Origin of the sequence: Pseudomonas sp. B21_DOA (genome assembly GCA_030544685.1) — a bacterium.
Taxonomy (GTDB): Bacteria; Pseudomonadota; Gammaproteobacteria; order Pseudomonadales; family Pseudomonadaceae; genus Aquipseudomonas; species Aquipseudomonas fluorescens_AO.
Genome location: CP086683.1, coordinates 419,612 through 438,418, shown reverse-complemented (window position 1 = coordinate 438,418; position 18,807 = coordinate 419,612). Strand labels below are relative to the sequence as shown.

General features: G+C 61.7%; 14 protein-coding genes and 1 pseudogene. 2 read left to right on the top strand and 13 right to left on the bottom strand.

Annotated elements, in window-relative coordinates; translation table 11 throughout:
- Nucleotides 1-143 precede the first annotated feature (143 nt).
- The 8 genes and pseudogenes from LJU32_02105 to LJU32_02070 form a co-directional block, all read right to left on the bottom strand.
- Nucleotides 144-772 (bottom strand): annotated as a pseudogene (locus LJU32_02105) (glutathione S-transferase).
- Nucleotides 773-952: 180 nt separating this feature from the next.
- On the bottom strand, nucleotides 953-1,132 hold the full coding sequence (locus LJU32_02100; GenBank protein ID WKV89278.1) for a hypothetical protein: 180 nt from the start codon (nucleotides 1,130-1,132) through the stop codon (nucleotides 953-955).
- Complete coding sequence (locus LJU32_02095) at nucleotides 1,129-2,259, bottom strand: PepSY domain-containing protein (protein WKV89277.1); 1,131 nt, start codon at nucleotides 2,257-2,259, stop codon at nucleotides 1,129-1,131. Before LJU32_02095 ends, LJU32_02100 begins: the two co-directional genes overlap by 4 nt.
- Nucleotides 2,260-2,333: 74 nt before the next feature.
- Nucleotides 2,334-4,760, bottom strand: a complete 2,427-nt coding sequence (locus tag LJU32_02090) for a TonB-dependent siderophore receptor (GenBank protein WKV89276.1) — start codon at nucleotides 4,758-4,760, stop codon at nucleotides 2,334-2,336.
- A gap of 257 nt (nucleotides 4,761-5,017) precedes the next feature.
- Nucleotides 5,018-5,992 (bottom strand): FecR family protein, encoded by a 975-nt coding sequence (locus LJU32_02085; GenBank protein WKV89275.1) that lies wholly within the window; start codon nucleotides 5,990-5,992, stop codon nucleotides 5,018-5,020.
- Nucleotides 5,989-6,507 carry an RNA polymerase sigma factor gene (locus tag LJU32_02080; GenBank protein ID WKV89274.1) on the bottom strand — a complete coding sequence of 173 codons (519 nt, stop codon included), beginning with the start codon at nucleotides 6,505-6,507 and terminating at the stop codon, nucleotides 5,989-5,991. The genes LJU32_02085 and LJU32_02080 overlap by 4 nt, the downstream gene beginning before the upstream one ends.
- Before the next feature lie 162 nt (nucleotides 6,508-6,669).
- A complete protein-coding gene (locus LJU32_02075) occupies nucleotides 6,670-7,377 on the bottom strand; it encodes a 3'-5' exonuclease (GenBank protein ID WKV89273.1) in 708 nt (235 codons plus the stop codon).
- Nucleotides 7,374-9,314: a DUF294 nucleotidyltransferase-like domain-containing protein gene (locus LJU32_02070; protein ID WKV89272.1), complete on the bottom strand. Its 1,941-nt coding sequence runs from the start codon at nucleotides 9,312-9,314 to the stop codon at nucleotides 7,374-7,376. The genes LJU32_02075 and LJU32_02070 overlap by 4 nt, the downstream gene beginning before the upstream one ends.
- 248 nt (nucleotides 9,315-9,562) lie before the next feature.
- Between LJU32_02070 and LJU32_02065 the strand changes: the two genes are divergently transcribed.
- Entirely contained in the window at nucleotides 9,563-10,009 is a 447-nt protein-coding gene (locus LJU32_02065) for a response regulator (GenBank protein WKV89271.1), read from the top strand.
- Nucleotides 10,010-10,229: 220 nt separating this feature from the next.
- Here the strand turns inward: LJU32_02065 and LJU32_02060 are convergent, their stop codons facing one another.
- Nucleotides 10,230-12,407, bottom strand: a complete 2,178-nt coding sequence (locus tag LJU32_02060; protein ID WKV89270.1) for a malate synthase G — start codon at nucleotides 12,405-12,407, stop codon at nucleotides 10,230-10,232.
- A 635-nt stretch (nucleotides 12,408-13,042) separates the two neighbouring features.
- Between LJU32_02060 and LJU32_02055 the strand changes: the two genes are divergently transcribed.
- The gene (locus tag LJU32_02055) at nucleotides 13,043-13,561 is read left to right on the top strand and encodes a glycine cleavage system protein R (GenBank protein ID WKV89269.1); all 519 of its coding nucleotides are present in this window, start codon (nucleotides 13,043-13,045) and stop codon (nucleotides 13,559-13,561) included.
- Between the two features lie 223 nt (nucleotides 13,562-13,784).
- On the opposite strand, the gene rarD is transcribed toward LJU32_02055, so the two are convergent.
- The 4 genes from rarD to LJU32_02035 form a co-directional block, all read right to left on the bottom strand.
- Complete coding sequence (gene rarD, locus LJU32_02050; GenBank protein ID WKV89268.1) at nucleotides 13,785-14,672, bottom strand: EamA family transporter RarD; 888 nt, start codon at nucleotides 14,670-14,672, stop codon at nucleotides 13,785-13,787.
- A gap of 200 nt (nucleotides 14,673-14,872) precedes the next feature.
- Nucleotides 14,873-15,847, bottom strand: a complete 975-nt coding sequence (locus tag LJU32_02045) for a serine/threonine protein kinase (protein ID WKV89267.1) — start codon at nucleotides 15,845-15,847, stop codon at nucleotides 14,873-14,875.
- Between the two features lie 208 nt (nucleotides 15,848-16,055).
- On the bottom strand, nucleotides 16,056-17,957 hold the full coding sequence (locus LJU32_02040; protein WKV89266.1) for a PhoX family phosphatase: 1,902 nt from the start codon (nucleotides 17,955-17,957) through the stop codon (nucleotides 16,056-16,058).
- A 70-nt stretch (nucleotides 17,958-18,027) separates the two neighbouring features.
- Complete coding sequence (locus tag LJU32_02035; protein ID WKV89265.1) at nucleotides 18,028-18,792, bottom strand: TOBE domain-containing protein; 765 nt, start codon at nucleotides 18,790-18,792, stop codon at nucleotides 18,028-18,030.
- Nucleotides 18,793-18,807: the final 15 nt, after the last annotated feature.

Here is an 18,807-nt window from a genome sequence, read left to right as displayed (position 1 = left end):
CTGCCATCGGAACCGAGGTGGTGCATTCGCGAGCAAGCCCGCTCCCACATTGGATTTTTGTTGCTGCAACCATGGCATGAACAACACAAATCAACTGTGGGAGCGGGCTTGCTCGCGAAAAGGCCGGAACAGGCGCCGCCGGCTTAAGGCTTGGGCATCGTAGCGATCATGGACGGTCGCTGACTCACCTCGAAATACCAGTTGGCCAGTTGCGGATTGGCTGCACGCCAGTCCATGTCCGGGAAGCGCAGATCCAGATAGCCCAGCGCGCAGGCCACGCTGATCGCCGCGACATCGAAGTGGCTGGTCAGCTCGGCAATTGCCTCGCTCTCGAGCACGGCGAGGGCGCGGCGGATCTTGTCGCGCTGGGCGTCGAGCCATTCGTCCCAGTGTTTTTCCACCGGGCGCAGCACGGTTTCATACCGCACCATCACTGAAGCATCCATGATCCCGTCGGCCATCGACGCCAGGGTCAGGCGCCGCCAGCGCGCCGCACCTTCGCGGGGATCAATGGATTGCCGACGTGCTGCTGGTCGAGGTAATCGAGGATGACGCGGCTGTCATGGATGACATTGCCGTCGGCCAGGCGCAGGGCGGGGATCTTGCTCAACGGGTTGTCGGCGATCAGCGCCGGGTTCGGGCTGACCGGGCTGAGCGCACAGTCCTGCAGCGCGACACGATCCTGCTGACCGGTTTCGTGCAGCAGCACCATGACCTTGCGGACGAAGGGCGACAGGGTGTTGTGGTACAGGGTCATGCTGGGGGCGGACATGGAGGAACCTCGGTGGTCGGCGAAGAGCAGGAGATTAGCCTAATCACATCACGCTTGGCTGGCGAGGATTCGATGGTGTGCTGACTGACGCCTTCGCGAGCAAGCTCGCTCCCACATTTGAAATGCGTTCCCCTGTGGGAGCGAGCTTGCTCGCGAAGGCGCCATGTCAGGCAACAGTAATCACCCGCGCTGCAGCAATCCCTTCATGGCCAAAACTGCCGGCACGCCAAGCCCGACCCAGCTCAACGCATCCCAGATTCCATCCCCCAGCAACGCCGCAAACAGCCCCGCCGCGCTGAGCAGGGCGATTACGATCGGTGTGCTGAAGACCTTCCAGAAACTCGACTGACGCGGCTTCATGCCGAGGCCTCCGCCGTTTCCAGAACAGGCTTGGCCGCCTTGCGCCGCACCACCCACAGATAAACGCCACTGGCCAACACGATGATCGTCAGCACATCCAGCGTCGCCCAGAGAATCTTCATCGGCATGCCGCCGTAGTCACCAAAATGCAGCGGCTGCGACATGCCCATGGCGTCCATGTACCAGGGCCGTTCGGCCACGGCGGTGACCTGCAAGGACGTGGCGTCGATCAACACCGGCGTCAGCAGGTGCGAGGTCAGGTGCGTGCCGCCCTTCATGAACACCGAATAATGGTGCTCGCTGGAAAAGCGCGTGCCGGGGAAGGCGATGAAATCCGGCTTCATCCCCGGTGCGACTTCCTCGGCGATGTCGAGCAGCCGCGTAGCCGGGGCCAGTTGGGTCAACGGCGGCGCATCGCGATACGGCGCGATCAGCGTGGTCAACGCGTCGTTGCGCCAGGCGGCGATGAGCAGGTCGGCGCAGGCGCTGATCACTCCGGTCACGCCCACCACCAGGCACCAGGTCAAAGTGACGACGCCGATCAAATTGTGCAGGTCGAGCCAGCGCAGTCTTGTCGATTTGTCCTGGCGCACGGTGCCGAATTTCAAGCGGCGCATGAACGGCAGGTACAGCACCGTGCCGGACACGATCGCCACGACAAACAACAGACCCATGAACGCCAGCAGCAGCTTGCCCGGCAGCCCGGCGAACATGTCGACGTGCAGGCGCAGGATGAACAGCATCAAGCCACCGTTGGCCGAAGGGGTTTCCAGCGCTTCGCCAGTACGCGCATCGAGCATGAAGGTGTGCGAAGAATTCGGCTCGGTGTCGGCCGTCCTGGCCATGATCGCGAACGCGGCGTTCGGCTCTTCGTCGTCATAACCGAAGTACTGCATGACTTCGCCCGGGCGGTGTTTTTGCGCGGCATCGACCAGTTGCTGCAGGTCGAGTTGCGGCGTGTCGGCCGGCATCTCGCGCAGTTCCGGGGCGTTGCCCAGCGCGTGATCGATCTCGTGGCTGAAAATCAGCGGCAGACCGGTCAGCGCCAGCATCAGCAGAAACACCGTGCAGATCAGGCTGGTCCAGGTGTGGATGAACGACCAGCGGCGGATGGTTTTACTTTTCATTGCATGACCTTCAAAAACACCAAGGCCGCCCGGTACGGACGGCCTGGGAACAGGGCCTGTTTCAGCTCACTGGCTTACCACTTGTAAGTGGCGCTGGCGACGACACTGCGCTGGTCGCCGTAGTAGCAATAGAAGCTGTCGCAGGTGGAAATGTAGTCCTTGTCGAACAGGTTGGTCGCATTCACCGCCAGCGACGCACCTTTCAAACTGTTGTCCAGACGGCCCAGATCATAATGCACGCTGGCGTCGAACACGGTATAGGCATCGGCCTTGCCCAGCCAGGTGTTGGCCTTGTCGCCGTAGGTGTTGCCGGTGTAGCGCACGCCGGCACCGATACCGAAACCGTCGAGCACGCCGGCGTGCCAGGTGTAGTCGGTCCACAACGAGGCCTGCTGGTTGGGCATCAGTTGCAGACGGTTGCCCTTGTCGACGCCTTTCTGCACTTCGGACTTGGCCAGGGTGTAGGCGGCGATGACTTTGAGGTTGTCGGTCACATCCGACACCGCTTCCAGCTCGAGACCTTTGACCTTCACTTCACCGGTCTGGCTGGTCACCGAGACGTTGTTGACGAAGGTGTTCACTGCGACGTTCTTCTGGGTCAGGTCATACACGGCGGCGGTCAGCAGGGTCTTGCTGCCCGGCGGCTGGTATTTGATACCCAGCTCCCACTGCTTGCCTTCGGTTGGCTTGAGCGAACCGGTCGAGGTGACATCGGCGCCAGTGGTCGGCTGGAACGACTCGGCGTAGGACAGATACGGCACGAAGCCGTTATCGAAGACGTAGCTGAGCGCCGCGTTGCCGCTGAATTTCTTGTCGCGCTGGGTATTGGTGGCATCGCCCTTGTTGAAGAATTCAGTGCTGGTGTGCACCCAGTCTTCACGGCCGCCGAGGGTCAGGCGCCACTGGTCGAGAGCCATCTGATCCTGCACGTAGAGACCGGTCTGGTAGGTCTTCTGGTTGTAGTCGTAAAACGCGGTGGAGCGTGCTGGACGTACGATCGGCTGGCCGTAGATCGGGTTGATGACGTTGGTTTGCAGACCATCGCCAAAAATCGAGGTGTAGTTGGTGTTGCTGCGCTGGTGATCCAGACCCAGCAGCAAGGTGTGGCGAATCTCACCCGTGGCGAAGTCGGCCTGGAAGTTGTTGTCCACGGCAAACTGGCTGATGTCTTCGTCGACGCTGGTGCTGGTGCGGCCGACGTTGCCCTCTGCATCCACGGTGGTGAACGGGTAGGAACCGGGTGTCAGCGACTGGAACGACAGGTCCGACTTGGTGTAGCGCAGGTTCTGTTTGAACTGCCAGACATCGTTCAACCGATGTTCGAAGGCATAACCCAACGCGTAGTAGGTGCGGTCGTAGTATTCCCAATCCGGATCGCCGAGATTCTTGTGATGGGAAATATCACCGAGCGGCGATTTGATTTTGGTGCCCTGGATAGGCAGAAACTGGCTGGTGATGCCGGTGTCGTCGCGGGTGAACTGGCTCAGCAGAGTGAGTTTGGTGTCGTCATCGATGTTCCAAGTCAGGCTCGGCGCGATGTTGTAGCGCTTGTTGTCGACGTGGTCGACCTGGGTGCCGCTGTCGCGCACCACGCCGCTGAGGCCATAGAGAAACTGCCCGGCGTCATCGATCTTGCCGGTGCTGGCGAAGTTGATCTGGCGGTGATTGTCGCTGCCGTATTGCAGCTGGATTTCGCTGCTGGCTTCAGCGCTCGGGCGGCGGCTGACCATGTCGAGCAAACCGCCCGGCGGGGTCTGGCCGTACACCGACGAGGCCGGGCCACGCAGCAGGGCGAGGCGGTCGAGGTTCCAGGTTTCCTGTTTCGGGTTGGCATACACGCCTTTGGGCAGCGGCAGGCCATCGAGAAACTGGGTCGGCTCGAAACCGCGCACGCGCAGCCAGTCGGCGCGGGTGTCGCTGCCGTAACTGCTGGCGGTGATGCCCGGCATGTAGCGCACGGCGTCATCGAGGCTGTGCACGCTGCGGTCGTCCATTTGCTGGCGGGTCGCCACCGAGATCGAACGCGGTGCTTCGACCAGGGCGGTGTCGGTCTTGGTGCCGGCGGCGGTGCGGGTCGCGGTGTAGCCTTCGACCGGGCCCCAGGCGCTTTCGAAGTTTTCCACACCGATGACCGAAGTTTCCGGCAGGGCCAGCGTGCCTTCCGGCACGGCCACCAGGGTGTAGGTGCCGGCGCTGCTCTGTTCCAGTTGCAGACCGGTACCGCGCAAGGCCGCGCGCAGGGCACCGGCGGCATCGTATTGGCCATTGACCGGTGCCGAGGTCTTGCCGGCGGCCAGCGCAGGATTGAGCGACAGGGCGAGGCCGCCCTGACTGGCGATCTGGTTCAGGGTGGTCGACAGCGGCGCCGCCGGCAGGTTGTAGGCGCGCACGCTGGACGCTAGCTCGGCGGCGAGCAACGGACTGCTGATCAGCGGCGTGCCGAAAGCGATGGCAAAAGCCAACAGACTGGGGCGCAACAAGGTGTCTGGCGAACGGGACATACGGCGGCTCCTGAATGGAAATATTTCTCAATTGCCTGTGTGCCGGACGAGATTGGAAAAGTGATAGGGCTGGGTGGAAATTCTTTTTGCAGGAAATGGTTGTGCGGCTGATGGCGCCTTCGCGAGCAGGCTCGCTCCCACATTGATCGTTCCCATGCTCCGCGTGGGAATGCCTCATTGGACGCTCTGCGTCCGCTTCGGCAGGGACGCAGAGCGTCCCGGGCTGCATTCCCACGCAGAGCGTGGGAACGATCATGTCAAGGGGCGGAGGGCTCCGCCTTCGCCACGGTGACCCAATACGGCGTATGCCGCTCGATCTGCACCGGCAAGGTCGGCAGCAATGCGCTCAGGGCCTTGTCGGTGTCATGCAACGGAAAACTGCCGGTAATGCGCAGGTCGGCCACCTCGGGCGCCACACCCAGATGGCCACGACGATAGCGCCCCAGCTCATGCACCAGATCGCCGAGCCGCGCGTTGTCCACCACCAGCATGCCGCGCGTCCATGCATCGGCGCCGGGGGCGAGGGCGGCAATCGAGCCCAGCCCGTCACTGCGCAGCAACACCTGCTGGCCTTCGCGCAGAATCTGTTCTTGCGGGTTCGCCTGGGCATGCGCCGCCACCGCTGACTGCAACACGCTCAGGCGCGTGCCGTCGTCCTCGCGCTTGACCAGAAACCGCGTGCCCAGCGCACGCATGCTGCCTTCGCGGGTTTCGACGATAAACGGCCGCGCATCGCCATGCCCGGTCTCGATGAGGATTTCGCCTTCCTGCAGCACGATCAAGCGGCGCTTGTCATCGAAGCGTACGTCGACCGCGCTGTGGGTGTTGAGGTTGAGCAGAGTGCCGTCGGACAGGCGCAGGGTGCGCTGTTCACCGGTGGCGGTACGCTGATCGGCAAGCCAGTAATCCAGCGGCAGATAGCGCTCACTGACAAACAGCCCCAGCCCGACGACCATCACTACACTGGCCAGCCCGCTGCCGAGTTTGCGCACGCGCCGGCGAATACCTTCGCGTGATTGCAGCAACGCATTGCGCGCCGGGCCCTTGGCGACGCTGAAACGCTGATCGAGCATGCCCAGCTGGCGCCAGGCGCGGGCGTGTTCTTCATGCGCCGCATGCCACTTGGCGAACTCCTCGCGTTCCAGCGCGGTGCTCGAATCGAGAGTCAATTGCCAGGCAATCGCCGCGTCCAGCACGTGCGCCGGCACCGGGCGCGAACTGGCCGCGGTCATGTCGGTTCACCGTAAAGGGCGATGTAGCACTGACGCAGACCTTGCGCCAGATACTGACGCACGCGCGGCACCGAGACGCCGAGTTTACCGGCGATCTCGGCGTGGCTGAGGCCGTCGAGGCGGTTATATAGAAAGGCTGCGCGGGCCTTGGTCGACAGTTTGCCGAGCAGGCGATCGATGGCTTTGAGGTCGTCGAGGATCATTTGCTGTTCTTCCACCGACGGCTGCTCGTCTTCGGGGATCAGCATCAGTTCGGTGAGGTAGGCCTGTTCCAGCGCCGCGCGGCGGAAGTAGTCGAACAACAGGCCCTTGGCGATCGCCACCAGAAACGCCCGGGGTTCGCGCGGCGTCAGCAGTTCGTCGCGGTTGAGCAGGCGCACGAAGGTGTCCTGGCTCAAGTCCTCGGCGCGTTGCGGACACGCCACATTGCGCCGCAACCACGCCAGCAGCCAACCGCGATGGTCGCGATACATCGCACCGACGAGTTCACTGTGGGGGTTGGGCACTGACGACACCGGACATCACCGATTGGGAAATGTTAACTAACGAGAATAGTTCGCGATTCTGGCAGAGGTGGGAATGGTTAGCAATTGGCCACTGGTCAGGTGATCTGAAGCAACGCGTTGCCTTGTGGGAGCGAGCCTGCTCGCGAAGGCGGCTGGGGAGGTGCCGAAAATCTAGAAGGACGGCGCCTGCTGCCGCCGCTTCCACTGGCTCAACCGCTGCTGCAGATTCAACGGACTGTAAATCTGCTGCGCCCGCGCCCGGCTGAACAGAATCAGTGCGAGTTCCGCCGTGGCCAGCGCATCGGCACTGGCGTTATGCCGTTCGAACACTTCAAGCCGGAACCACTCGATCCACTCATCCAGCCCCGCCTCGCGAATCTGCGCCTGCGGACATAACAGCGGCGCAATGTCCGCCACATCCAGAAATACATGCTGCAGCTTGTGCCCCAGATGTTCCTTCAGCGCGCGCCCGAGCATGTGCTGATCGAACGGCGCATGAAACGCCAGCACCGGGCTGTCGCCGATGAACTCCAGCAGCTCCAGCAACGCTTCTGCCGGGTCGCTGCCTGCGGCAATCGCATTCGGCCCCAAGCCATGAATCAGCACGCTGGGGCTGAGCTTCAATTCGCGGCATTGCAAGGTGCGTTCGAACTGCTGACGGAAATCGATCGCGCCGTCCTCGATCACCACCGCGCCGATCGACAGGACCCGATCCTTGCTCATATTCAGGCCGGTGGTTTCCAGGTCCAGCACCACCCAGCGCTGCTCGCGCAGGCTGCATTCGTTCAGCTCGGCAAGCGCCGGCAGCTTCGCCAGCCGCTGCTGCAAATCCGCCGACACCACGGGGCTGGCCGGGCGCAGCCAGGAGAACAGGCTCATAGCTGATACCGCAAGGTCAGGCTGCTTTGCAGGCGCTGCGCCTGGCGCAGGGATTCACGCAGGATGCGTCGGTCGAGGTGATTGAGGCTGTCGGGATCGACGCGGTTGGAATACGGCTGATTTTCCCGGGTCTGCAACTGATGCTGCTGCATCCGCGTTTGTTGGATGAAGTGGTAGGCCTCTTCATACGCCGCGCCGTCGAGCGGCTCGATGACCTCTTTATCGACCAGTTGGCGAAAGCGTTCGAGGGTGTTGTTGGCGTCAATGCCGTTGGCCAGCGCCAGCAGACGGGCGCCGTCCACGAACGGCGTCAGACCCTGAATTTTCAGATCCAGCGTGGCCTTCTCACCGTTCTTGCGTGCCAGCACGAACTCACGAAAGCGCCCAACGGGAGGGCGATTGCGCAGCGCGTTCTCGGCCAGCATGCGCTGGAACAGACGGTTGTCGGCGACCTGATCGAGAATGCCCCGGCGCAATTGCTCGCAGCCTTGCTCATCGCCCCAGACCACGCGCAGGTCGAAATAAATGCTCGAGCCCAGCAGGTTCTCCGGCGTGGCTTCGCGGATGAACGCCGCGAAGCGCCGCGCCCATTCGGCCCGCGACAGACACAGCTCGGGATTGCCGGCCATGATGTTGCCCTTGCACAGAGTGAAACCGCACTGCGCCAGGCTCTGGTTGATCTGCTGGGCAATCGGCAGCAGCTTGCCGCGAATCTCTGCTGCGTGCGCGGCATCGCGGGCATCGAACAGGATGCCGTTGTCCTGGTCGGTGTGCAGCGTCTGCTCGCGCCGACCCTCGCTGCCGAAACACAGCCAGCTGAACGGCACGCCCGGGTCGCCCTTTTCGGCGAGGGTCAGTTCGATCACCCGACACACCGTGTGATCGTTGAGCAGGGTGATGATGTGAGTGATCTGCGTCGACGACGCGCCGTGGGCGAGCATGCGCTCGACCAGTTGGCCGATCTCGCCGCGCAAGGTCACCAGTTGTTCGACCCGTTGTGCGCTGCGGATGGTCCGGGCCAGGTGCACCAGATCGACCCGTTGCAGGGAGAACAGGTCACGCTCGGACACCACGCCGCACAAGCGCTGATCCTTGACCAGGCAGACGTGAGCAATGTGCCGCTCGGTCATGGCGATCGCCGCATCGAAGGCACTGTGATCCGGCGACAGATAAAACGGTGATCGAGTCATGTGCTGTTCGATGGCGTCGCTGAAATCACCGACACCTTCGGCGACCACATGGCGCAAATCGCGCAGGGTGAAAATCCCCAGCGGCGCCTTGTGCTCATCCACTGCGACGATGCTGCCGACCTGTTGCTCGTGCATCAGCTTCACCGCTTCACGTAGCGGCGTCTCGGCGCTGCAGGTCACCGGATGACGCATCGCGAGTTCACCGAGACGGGTGTTCAGCGAGTATTGAGTGCCGAGGGTCTCCACGGCTTTTTGCTGGACTTGCTGGTTGACCTGATCGAGCAGGCTGCTCACCCCACGCAAGGCGAAATCGCGGAAGGCGCTGGAGAGTGCGAACAGTTTGATGAACGCCAGTTTGTTCAGTTGCAGGCAGAAGGTGTCTTCGCCCGCCAGGTGCTCGGTGCGTGTGGCGCGTTCCCCGAGCAGAGCCGCCAGCGGAAAGCATTCGCCGGTGGTGATTTCGAAGGTGGTCTCGGTGCCGGGTTTGGTGATGTGCTGGCGTTCGCCGACCACACGACCCTGTTTGACGATGTGAAAGTGTTCCACCGGGCCGTCGGCCGGTTTGATGATGCTTTCGCCCTGGGCAAAAAAACGCAGCTGACATTGCTCCACCAGATAGGCGAGGTGGGCGTGTTCCATCTGATTGAAGGGCGGGAAGCGCTGGAGGAATTGCAGGGTGCCCTGAATGTTCTGCAACACCGCGGTTTTCCCTGCCTGGGTGAAGGCGTCCGCTTTGCTCATAACCATTACCGCAGTCTTTTTCGAATTGTTGTGGTCGGATCGTTGCGGCCATGGTCGACCCCGGCGGGCAGAGTGCCCATTGGACGTAAGTCTAGGTTTAGCCACCATTGGCCGATTTTCGGAAATAACCTACACAAAAGCTCGGAAAAGCTTGCGCTAGCCACTTGGAAAAAATCCGACGAAGTGCACATTGAAGCGCTGTCCGGCGATGTCTGACGACTTGCCAGGGATTGTTTGAACATTTAGAGAACGCCATGTCCGACCACGATATTTTGAGCGACGCCGAGCGTGAAGCGCTCAGCGCAGTAATGCTCGAACCTGATCTGCCGCCGCAGCGTGTCCTGATCGTCGACGACGACAAGGACGCCCGCGAGCTGTTGTCGGAGATTCTCGCGCTGGACGGCATTCGCTGCATGACCGCAGCCAGCGGTGAAACCGCGCTGAAAATGCTCGATGAAAAGCCTTCGATCGGTCTGGTGATTACCGACCTGCGCATGGGCAATGTCGACGGCCTCGAGCTGATTCGCCAGGTGCGTGAATCGGTACGGGCAGCGATGCCGATCATCATCGTCTCCGGCGATGCCGACGTGAAAGACGCGATCGAAGCGATGCATTTGAGCGTGGTGGACTTTCTGCTCAAGCCGATTGATACGGGCAAGTTGCTTGAGTTGGTGAAACACGAATTGGGCATAGAACCTTAAGACATATTTCGTCGCCCAGCAGATGATCGTTCCCACGCTCTGCGTGGGAATGCATCAATGGACGCTCCGCGTCCGCAGTTGTGGGACGCGGAGCGTCCTGGCTGCATTCCCACGCGGAGCGTGGGAACGATCAAAACCACAACAATCCAATCCACCTCACAAACAAAAAAGGCCCTGATCTCTCGATCAGGGCCTTTTTCATTCCAACCATCAACTCAAGTCACAGACCATTCTTGGCCTTGAACTCGCGACGACGGCGGTGCAGCACCGGCTCGGTGTAGCCGTTCGGTTGCTTGGTGCCTTCGATCACCAGTTCGACCGCCGCCTGGAAGGCAATGTTGCTGTCGAAGTCCGGTGCCAGCGGGCGATACAGCGGGTCGTTGGCGTTCTGGCGGTCGACCACCGGCGCCATGCGCTTGAGGCTTTCCATCACTTGTTCCTCGGTGACGATCCCGTGGCGCAGCCAGTTGGCGATGTGCTGGCTGGAGATACGCAGCGTCGCACGGTCTTCCATCAGGCCGACGTCATTGATGTCCGGCACTTTCGAGCAACCGACACCCTGGTCGATCCAGCGCACCACGTAACCGAGAATGCCCTGGGCGTTGTTGTCCAGTTCGTTCTTGATCTGCTCTGGTGTCCAGCTCGGGTTGACCGCCAGCGGGATGGTCAGGATGTCGTCCACCGAGGCGCGTGCACGTTTGGCCAGCTCAGCCTGACGCGCAAACACATCAACCTTGTGGTAGTGCAACGCGTGCAGCGCAGCCGCGGTTGGCGACGGTACCCACGCGGTGTTGGCGCCGGCCAGTGGGTGAGCGATTTTCTGCTCGAGCATCGCGGCCATCAGATCCGGCATCGCCCACATGCCTTTGCCGATTTGCGCACGACCCTGCAGGCCGGTGCTCAGACCGATATCGACGTTCCAGTTTTCGTAGGCGCCGATCCACTTCTCGGCCTTCATGTCAGCCTTGCGCACTACCGGGCCGGCTTCCATGGATGTGTGGATTTCGTCGCCGGTGCGGTCGAGGAAACCGGTGTTGATGAACACCACACGCTCGCTGGCCGCCTTGATGCAGGCCTTGAGGTTGACCGTGGTGCGGCGCTCCTCGTCCATGATCCCGACTTTCAGGGTGTTGCGCGGCAGGCGCAGGACGTCTTCGATGCGCCCGAACAGCTCGTTGGTGAACGCCGCTTCTTCCGGGCCGTGCATTTTCGGTTTGACGATGTAGACCGAACCGGCGCGGGTGTTGCGGCGCGACGTATTGCCGTTGAGGTTGTGCATCGCCGCCAGGCACGTGACCAGACCGTCGAGGATGCCTTCCGGCACTTCGTTGCCTTGGCTGTCGAGGATCGCATCGATGGTCATCAGATGGCCGACGTTGCGCACGAACAACAGCGAACGGCCGTGCAGAGTCACTTCACCGCCATTGGGCGCGGTGTAGGTGCGATCCGGGTTCATGGTGCGGGTGAAGGTCTGGCCGCCCTTGGACACGGATTCCGCCAGGTCGCCCTTCATCAGGCCGAGCCAGTTGCGGTAGATCACCACTTTGTCGTCGGCATCGACGGCGGCCACGGAGTCTTCGCAGTCCATGATCGTGGTCAGCGCCGCTTCCATGAGGATGTCTTTGACGCCGGCGGCGTCGGTCTGGCCGACCGGGGTGCTGGCGTCGATCTGGATTTCGAAGTGCAGGCCGTTGTGCTTGAGCAGCACCGCGATCGGTGCGTTGGCGTCGCCCTGGAAGCCGATCAACTGGGCGTCATCGCGAAGGCCACTGTTGCTGCCGCCCTTGAGCGTCACGACCAGTTTGCCGTCAGCGATCTTGTAGCCGGTCGAGTCGACGTGGGAGCCCGCTGCCAGTGGCGCGGCTTCGTCGAGGAAAGCACGGGCGAAGGCGATGACTTTGTCACCACGCACCTTGTTGTAGCCTTTGCCTTTTTCCGCGCCGCCCTCTTCGCTGATCGCGTCGGTGCCGTAGAGGGCGTCGTACAGCGAACCCCAGCGGGCGTTCGAAGCATTGAGCGCGAAGCGCGCGTTCATCACCGGAACGACCAGTTGCGGGCCGGCGGTGCGGGCGATTTCATCGTCGACGTTTTGTGTCGTCGCCTGGAAATCAGCCGCTTCTGGCAGCAGATAACCGATCTCTTGCAGGAAAGCTTTGTAGGCCACGGCATCGTGGGCCTGGCCGGCATGCTGCTGATGCCAGGCATCGATGCGCGCCTGGAAGTCATCGCGTTTGGCGAGTAGGGCTTTGTTCTTCGGCGCCAGGTCGTGAATGACCTTGTCGGCACCTTCCCAGAATTGTTCGGCGGTGAGGCCGGTACCGGGAATGGCTTCGTTGTTCACGAAGTCGAACAGGACTTTGGCGACCTGCAGGCCACCGACTTGAACGTGTTCAGTCATTGCTTGCCTCACTCTGCTCAGCTATTTCGCTTTTCAGCTCGTCAATTTAACAATGAAGCTTCCGGCCATTTAAACCACAAACCTGCGGACCAGTACATGCCATTGCTGGCGGCTGGGCTAGGACCAATCAACGGCTTGGAGGCCTTGCTGACGGGGCTTTCAGGGTTGCGAAGGGCCTTGGGCAGACATCGATCCAGCGTTATGTAGTGCGCGCTGCGGCATACTACATGATGAGTTGCGCTTGTGAAAATCAGACTAATTACGTCGTTCTGCGACCTCATGACGCATTGCGGTCACGTCGCGGAACGGGATGTTCTCAAAAAGCATTGGATTGTTCCAGTTAAATATCGAAAGTTGTACACATAAATGCTGTTTGGCTGCTATGGCGCAGTTTGGCGTCTCCACCTTTGCGATGAGCGAATCTGTGGCGAGGGGATTTATCCCCGTTGGGTGGCGAAGCCGCCCCTGCGCTCCGGCTGGCAGACCCAATTGGCAGGACTCACGACTGCTGCGCAGCCGGACGGGGATAAATCCCTCGCCACAGGTCATCATCTGCCAGCACTGGGTCAGGCTGAATCAATCCGCTTGCCTATACTTGCCCTTCGATAACAAAGTCATGACAAGAGGGCTGCGCCATGGACCATCTCGTACTCACCGTTTTCGCCCCGGACAAGCCCGGGCAGGTCGAGCGCATCGCCCAATGCATTGCCGAGCACGGCGGCAACTGGCTGGAAAGCCGCATGTCACGCATGGCCGGGCAGTTCGCCGGGATTCTGCGCGTGGGCGTGCCGGCGGAGGCTTACGACGAACTGGTCGATGCCCTGCAAGCGCTGTCGGCCCATGGCATTCGGGTACTGATTGCCGAAAGCGGAGTGGAGCAGTCCTGCACGTGGAAACCGATCGCCATGGAACTGGTCGGCAATGACCGACCGGGTATCGTCCGCGATATCACTCGGCTCTTGAGCGAGCAGGGCGTAAACCTGGAGCGACTGGTAACTGAAGTGCGCCCGGCGCCAATGAGTAGCGAGCCGCTGTTTCACGCCGAGGCAATTCTCGCGGTGCCACTGACCTTGTCGCTCGATGTTCTGCAGGCGCGCCTGGAAACCCTGGCCGATGATCTGATGGTCGAACTGGTGTTACGCACAGAGGTTTAAGCGCAGACAGGGTTATTCAGGTTTAACGTGCACCTGCCTGTGGATAACCTGTAGAGACAGATCGCCACGCCACGCCGGCCGTGGCTTTGCGCAGGTTGATCAAAAAACCGCCAACATTCAGTGACTTGCGCACAAACGGCGGGGATCACGCTGTGGATAAGCTTGGGAAGGAACGATGCAGGCCACGGTAACCGTGGCCTGTGGAGGTTTGTGCGTTTTTTGATCAGGCGCGCCGGCGCAGACTTATCCACGCATCGACGCTGTAGACCGCCAGGCCGGCCCAGATAAACATGAACGCGACCAGCGTGCTGGACGACAAATGCTCGCCAAACAGCAGCACGGCTTGCAGCAACACCAGCGTCGGCGCGATGTATTGCAGGAAGCCGATAGTGGTGTAGGGCAAGTGGCGGGTGGCGGCGTTGAAACACACCAGCGGCACCAGCGTCACCGGCCCGGCGGCCACCAGCCACCAGGCTTCGGAGGTGGTCCAGAAGGCCGGCTGCACACTCGTCGCAGTCTGATTGAACAGCAACCACGCAATTGCGATCGGCACCAGCATCCAGGTTTCAACCACCAGTCCCGGCAATGCCTTGACCGGCGCCTGCTTGCGGATCAGGCCATAGAAACCGAAGGTCAGCGCCAGCGCCAGCGACACCCACGGCAAGCTGCCCACCTGCCACACCTGCTGCGCCACGCCGATGGCAGCCAGCCCGACCGCCACCCACTGCATGCGCCGCAGACGCTCGCCGAGCAGCACCATGCCCAACAGCACGTTGACCAGCGGATTGATGTAGTAACCCAGACTCGCCTCGAGCATGCGGCCGTTGTTCACCGACCACACGTAGGTCAGCCAGTTGGCCGCGATCAGCGTGCCGCTCAGGGCCAGAATCGCCAGGCGTTTTGGATTGTCGAGCAGCTCGCGCAGCCAGCCCGGGTGTTTCCACACCATCAGCAGCAACGCACCGAACAGCGCCGACCACAGCACCCGATGGATGATGATCTCGACGGCCGGGACTTCGGCGATGGCTTTGAAATAGATCGGGAACAGGCCCCAGATGATGTAGGCGCTCAGGCCCAGAATGTACCCGCGACGCGGGTTGGCGGCTTGCATGCAGAATCCTTGCTCAGGCAGCTGACAAAGGAGGGATTGTAAGGAGATTTGTCTGCGAATGTCGCAGACCAATGTTCATGGAATTGTGAACACCGAATGTGGGAGGGCTTGCTCCCGAAGGCGGTGTATCAGCCAACATCAATGTTGAATGCCAATCCGCTTTCGGGAGCAAGCCCCTCCCACATTAGCCAAGCGTTGAATCAGAACAGTTTCAGCGGCTCTTCATTCAGTGCCGCCAGTTGCTCACGCAACGCCAGCACCTGATCGCCCCAGTAACGCTCGGTGCCGAACCACGGAAAGCTGTGCGGAAACGCCGGGTCGTCCCAGCGTCGTGCCAGCCAGGCGCTGTAATGCATCAGGCGCAGGGCGCGCAGCGGTTCGATCAGCGCCAGCTCACGCGGGTCGAAATCGTGGAATTCGTTATAGCCGTCCATCAACTCTGACAACTGCCCCAGACACTCCTGGCGATCGCCGGCGAGCATCATCCAGATGTCCTGCACCGCCGGGCCCATGCGGCAGTCGTCGAGGTCGACGATGTGGAACATCTCGTCGCGGCACATCATGTTGCCGGGGTGGCAGTCGCCGTGCATGCGGATGTTCTGGTGCGGCGTGGCAGCGTAGACATCTTCGACGCGTTTGAGCAGGTCGCGGGCAACCGACTCGTAAGCCGGCAGCAGGCTTTTGGGAATGAAATTGCCCTCAAGCAGGGTGTTCAGCGAAGCATGGCCGAAGTTCTGCACGGCGAGGGCTTCGCGGTGTTCGAACGGCTTGGTGCCGCCCACCGCATGCATGCGCCCGAGCAACTGGCCGAGGCGATACAGCTGATCAAGGTTGCCCGGCTCCGGCGCACGGCCCCCACGGCGCGGGAAAAGCGTGAAGCGGAAACCGGCGTGCTCATGCAGGGTTTCGCCGTTGTGGATCAGCGGCGCCACCACCGGGATGTCGATGTCGGCCAGTTCGAAGGTGAACTGGTGCTCCTCAAGGATCGCCTCGTTGGTCCAGCGTTGCGGACGATAGAACTTGGCAATCAGCGGCTCGGAGTCTTCGATACCGACCTGATACACGCGGTTTTCGTAACTGTTGAGCGCCAGAATGCGCGCGTCGCTGAGGAAACCGATGCTTTCAACGGCATCCAGGACGAGATCGGGGGTGAGGGTTTCAAACGGGAGGGCCATGCTGACTCCTGCGCGCAGCAGGCTGCTGCGTCCGGCTCGGCATGGTAGCGCAGACTGTAGCGGTTGAGGGTTTTGCCTTGGAAACGGGTTGCCTGTAAGGGCCTCTTCGGGAGCAAGCCCCCTCCCACAATGGATCTGCAGTGTGCTGATCATCTCATTCACACAGGCGATCAAATGTGGGAGCGAGCCTGCTCGCGAAAGCGGATTATCAGGCGCCGACGATCCCACCATCCTCGCGAGTAATCGCCATCACCGACGACCGCGGCTTGCCGTTGGGCAGGTGCTCGGGGAAGGTCGAACCGCCGTTCTCGCCCGGATGCTGAATCCCGACAAACAGGGTTTTCTGATCCGGCGAGAAGCTGATCCCGGTCACTTCGCAACCCACCGGCCCGACCATGAAACGGCGAATCTCACCGGTCGCAGGATCGGCGCAGAGCATCTGGTTGTTGCCCATCCCGGCGAAGTCGCCAGCGTTGCTCGAGTCACCATCGGTGAGAATCCACAGGCGCCCGGCCTTGTCGAAACCCAGACCGTCGGGGCTGTTGAACATGTTCTGCGGAGTGATGTTGGATGACCCACCCTTCGGCGTCCCGGCATGCACGCCCGGGTTGCCGGCGACCACAAACAGATCCCAGGCAAACGTCTTCGAGGCGTGATCGTTGCGGTCGGTACGCCAGCGCAGAATCTGCCCGTAGACGTTCTTCTCGCGCGGGTTTGGACCGCCCACCGGTTGCCCGTCTTCACCGCGCTTGGCGTTGTTGGTCAGGGTGCAATAAACCTGGCCGTCCTTGGGGCTGACGACGATCCACTCCGGGCGGTCCATGCGTGTTGCGCCAACCACGCTGGCGGCAAGGCGCGCGTGGATCAGCACTTCTGCCTGATCGGCAAACCCGCTGCTGGCGTCGATGCCGTTCTTGCCGTGGGTCAGTTCGATCCACTGGCCCTGGCCTTTCGGGTGATCAGGGTTGCCGTCGCCGGCATCGAATTTGGCCACATACAACGTGCCGTGATCGAGGATGTCGCGGTTGGCTTTCTGATTGCGATGGTTGATGCGGTCGCGGCTGACGAATTTGTAAATGAACTCGCCACGCTCGTCGTCACCCATGTACACCACAGCGCGACCATCGTCGGTCTCGGCCAGCGCGGCGTTTTCATGTTTGAAGCGGCCCAGCGCGGTGCGTTTGACCGGAGTCGATTGCGGATCGAATGGATCGATCTCGACCACCCAGCCGTGACGGTTGAGCTCGTTGGGGTTCTTGGCCATGTCGAAGCGCGGGTCGTGCGGGTGCCAGTTGATGTCCTTGCTGCTGGCGACAACGCCGTAGCGCTTTTGCGCGGCATCGAACTGCTGCTGGGCGTTGCTGCTGCCGAAGCAGTCGGTGAAGTTTTCTTCGCAGGTCAGGTAGGTGCCCCACGGTGTCTTGCCGTTGGCGCAGTTCTGGAAGGTGCCGAGAACTTTCTTACCGTGCTTGTCGGCAGCGGTTTTCATCAAGTCGTGGCCGCGGGCCGGACCGCTGATGCGCAGCGGCGAGTTACCGTGAATCCGACGGTTGTAGCGCGAGCCCTGGACGAATTGCCACTGGCCGTTCTTGCGCTGCACTTCGATCACCGACACGCCTTCGCAGGCCAATGCCTTGCGCACATCCTCAGCCGACTGCGGCATGCCGCCATGCGGATATAGATAGCGATAGTTGGTGTATTCGTTGTTGATCGCCATCAGCGCGCGGTTCTTGTCGTCCGGGAAGGCGAACAGGCTCATGCCGTCGTTGTTGTCGCCGAACTGCACTTCCTGTGCGGCAGCGGTGCCGTTACCGCTCGGATCGAAGGCCGGGCCGTTCTTGTGCAGCGGCTGGCCCCAACTGATCAGCACCGAAGACTTGTAGCCCTTGGGCAGGGTGATGGCGTCGGTGGTCGCCGCCGGGATGCTCTCGAAACCGAGCAGGCGGCTGTTGCCGGCGCTGACGCTGGCGGCCATGACGCTGCGGCTCAGCAGGTTGCCGCCGAGGAACATCGCCGCGCCGCACAAGGCACCGGCGCTGATGAAACCGCGACGGCTGAGGCCGACCATTTTTTCCAGATCAGTGGATTGGTTTTCTTCTAATAGGCTCACATCAGGCTCCCTGCTTGGTTATGGGCAACACCTTAATGCGGGTCGATGACGCTTTTGTGGCAAGGGCCGATCAGAGCGGCGTGCCGATCAGCACGTTGGACGGCGCGCATTGCACCTGCACCGGATCGCCGACGCCCAGGCTTTGGCGACGCAAGTGCATAGGTTCGGCCAAGGCGCAAAGGGTCTGGCCGTTGGGCAGTGAAATACGCACTTCGCTGGGTCCGTCTTCGGCATCGAGAATCGCTTCGATAGTGCCGCGCAGGACATTGTGTCCGGGCGTGACCGGCTGATCGGCGCCGAGCAGTTCAAGCCAGCCGGCCTTGATCAGCGCCATCACTTCGGTACCGGGCTGCAATTCCAGATGCACGGTGCTGTCGTGGGTGATCTGTGCCTCCAGAGCAATGCCCTCGGCGAGTTCGAGGCGGATCAGATCGTTGCGTCCCTGCGCCTGAATCGCTGCCACCGTGCCATGCAGTTGATTGCGCGCGCTGGTCCTGAGCATCAGCCGACCGAGCAGGTCGAGATCGCTGGCGTCTTCCGCCGCTTCCAGCACCTGTGCCTGCAGCGCCTGCAATTTCTGATACAGGCGCAGCACTCGCTCGCCCTCGCTGGACAGTCTGGCGCCGCCGCCACCCTTGCCGCCCACCACGCGCTCGACCAAAGGTTTCTGCGCCAGGTTGTTCAGCTCATCGATCGCATCCCACGCCGCTTTGTAACTGAGCCCCGCGCTCTTCGCCGCACGGGTGATCGAGCCCTGCTCGGCGATGTGTTGCAGCAGGGCAATGCGCTGCGGACGGCGGACGATGTGCTGGGAGAGCAGGGTGGGCAGGGACATATCAGAACGCTTCTG

Coding starts and splice junctions, on each gene's coding strand:
- LJU32_02100 (WKV89278.1), bottom strand. CDS start 1,132: ATGAAGCCGCGTCAGTCGAGTTTCTGGAAGGTCTTCAGCACACCGATC.
- LJU32_02095 (WKV89277.1), bottom strand. CDS start 2,259: ATGAAAAGTAAAACCATCCGCCGCTGGTCGTTCATCCACACCTGGACC.
- LJU32_02090 (WKV89276.1), bottom strand. CDS start 4,760: ATGTCCCGTTCGCCAGACACCTTGTTGCGCCCCAGTCTGTTGGCTTTT.
- LJU32_02085 (WKV89275.1), bottom strand. CDS start 5,992: ATGACCGCGGCCAGTTCGCGCCCGGTGCCGGCGCACGTGCTGGACGCG.
- LJU32_02075 (WKV89273.1), bottom strand. CDS start 7,377: ATGAGCCTGTTCTCCTGGCTGCGCCCGGCCAGCCCCGTGGTGTCGGCG.
- LJU32_02070 (WKV89272.1), bottom strand. CDS start 9,314: ATGGTTATGAGCAAAGCGGACGCCTTCACCCAGGCAGGGAAAACCGCG.
- LJU32_02065 (WKV89271.1), top strand. CDS start 9,563: ATGTCCGACCACGATATTTTGAGCGACGCCGAGCGTGAAGCGCTCAGC.
- LJU32_02060 (WKV89270.1), bottom strand. CDS start 12,407: ATGACTGAACACGTTCAAGTCGGTGGCCTGCAGGTCGCCAAAGTCCTG.
- LJU32_02055 (WKV89269.1), top strand. CDS start 13,043: ATGGACCATCTCGTACTCACCGTTTTCGCCCCGGACAAGCCCGGGCAG.
- rarD (WKV89268.1), bottom strand. CDS start 14,672: ATGCAAGCCGCCAACCCGCGTCGCGGGTACATTCTGGGCCTGAGCGCC.
- LJU32_02045 (WKV89267.1), bottom strand. CDS start 15,847: ATGGCCCTCCCGTTTGAAACCCTCACCCCCGATCTCGTCCTGGATGCC.
- LJU32_02035 (WKV89265.1), bottom strand. CDS start 18,792: ATGTCCCTGCCCACCCTGCTCTCCCAGCACATCGTCCGCCGTCCGCAG.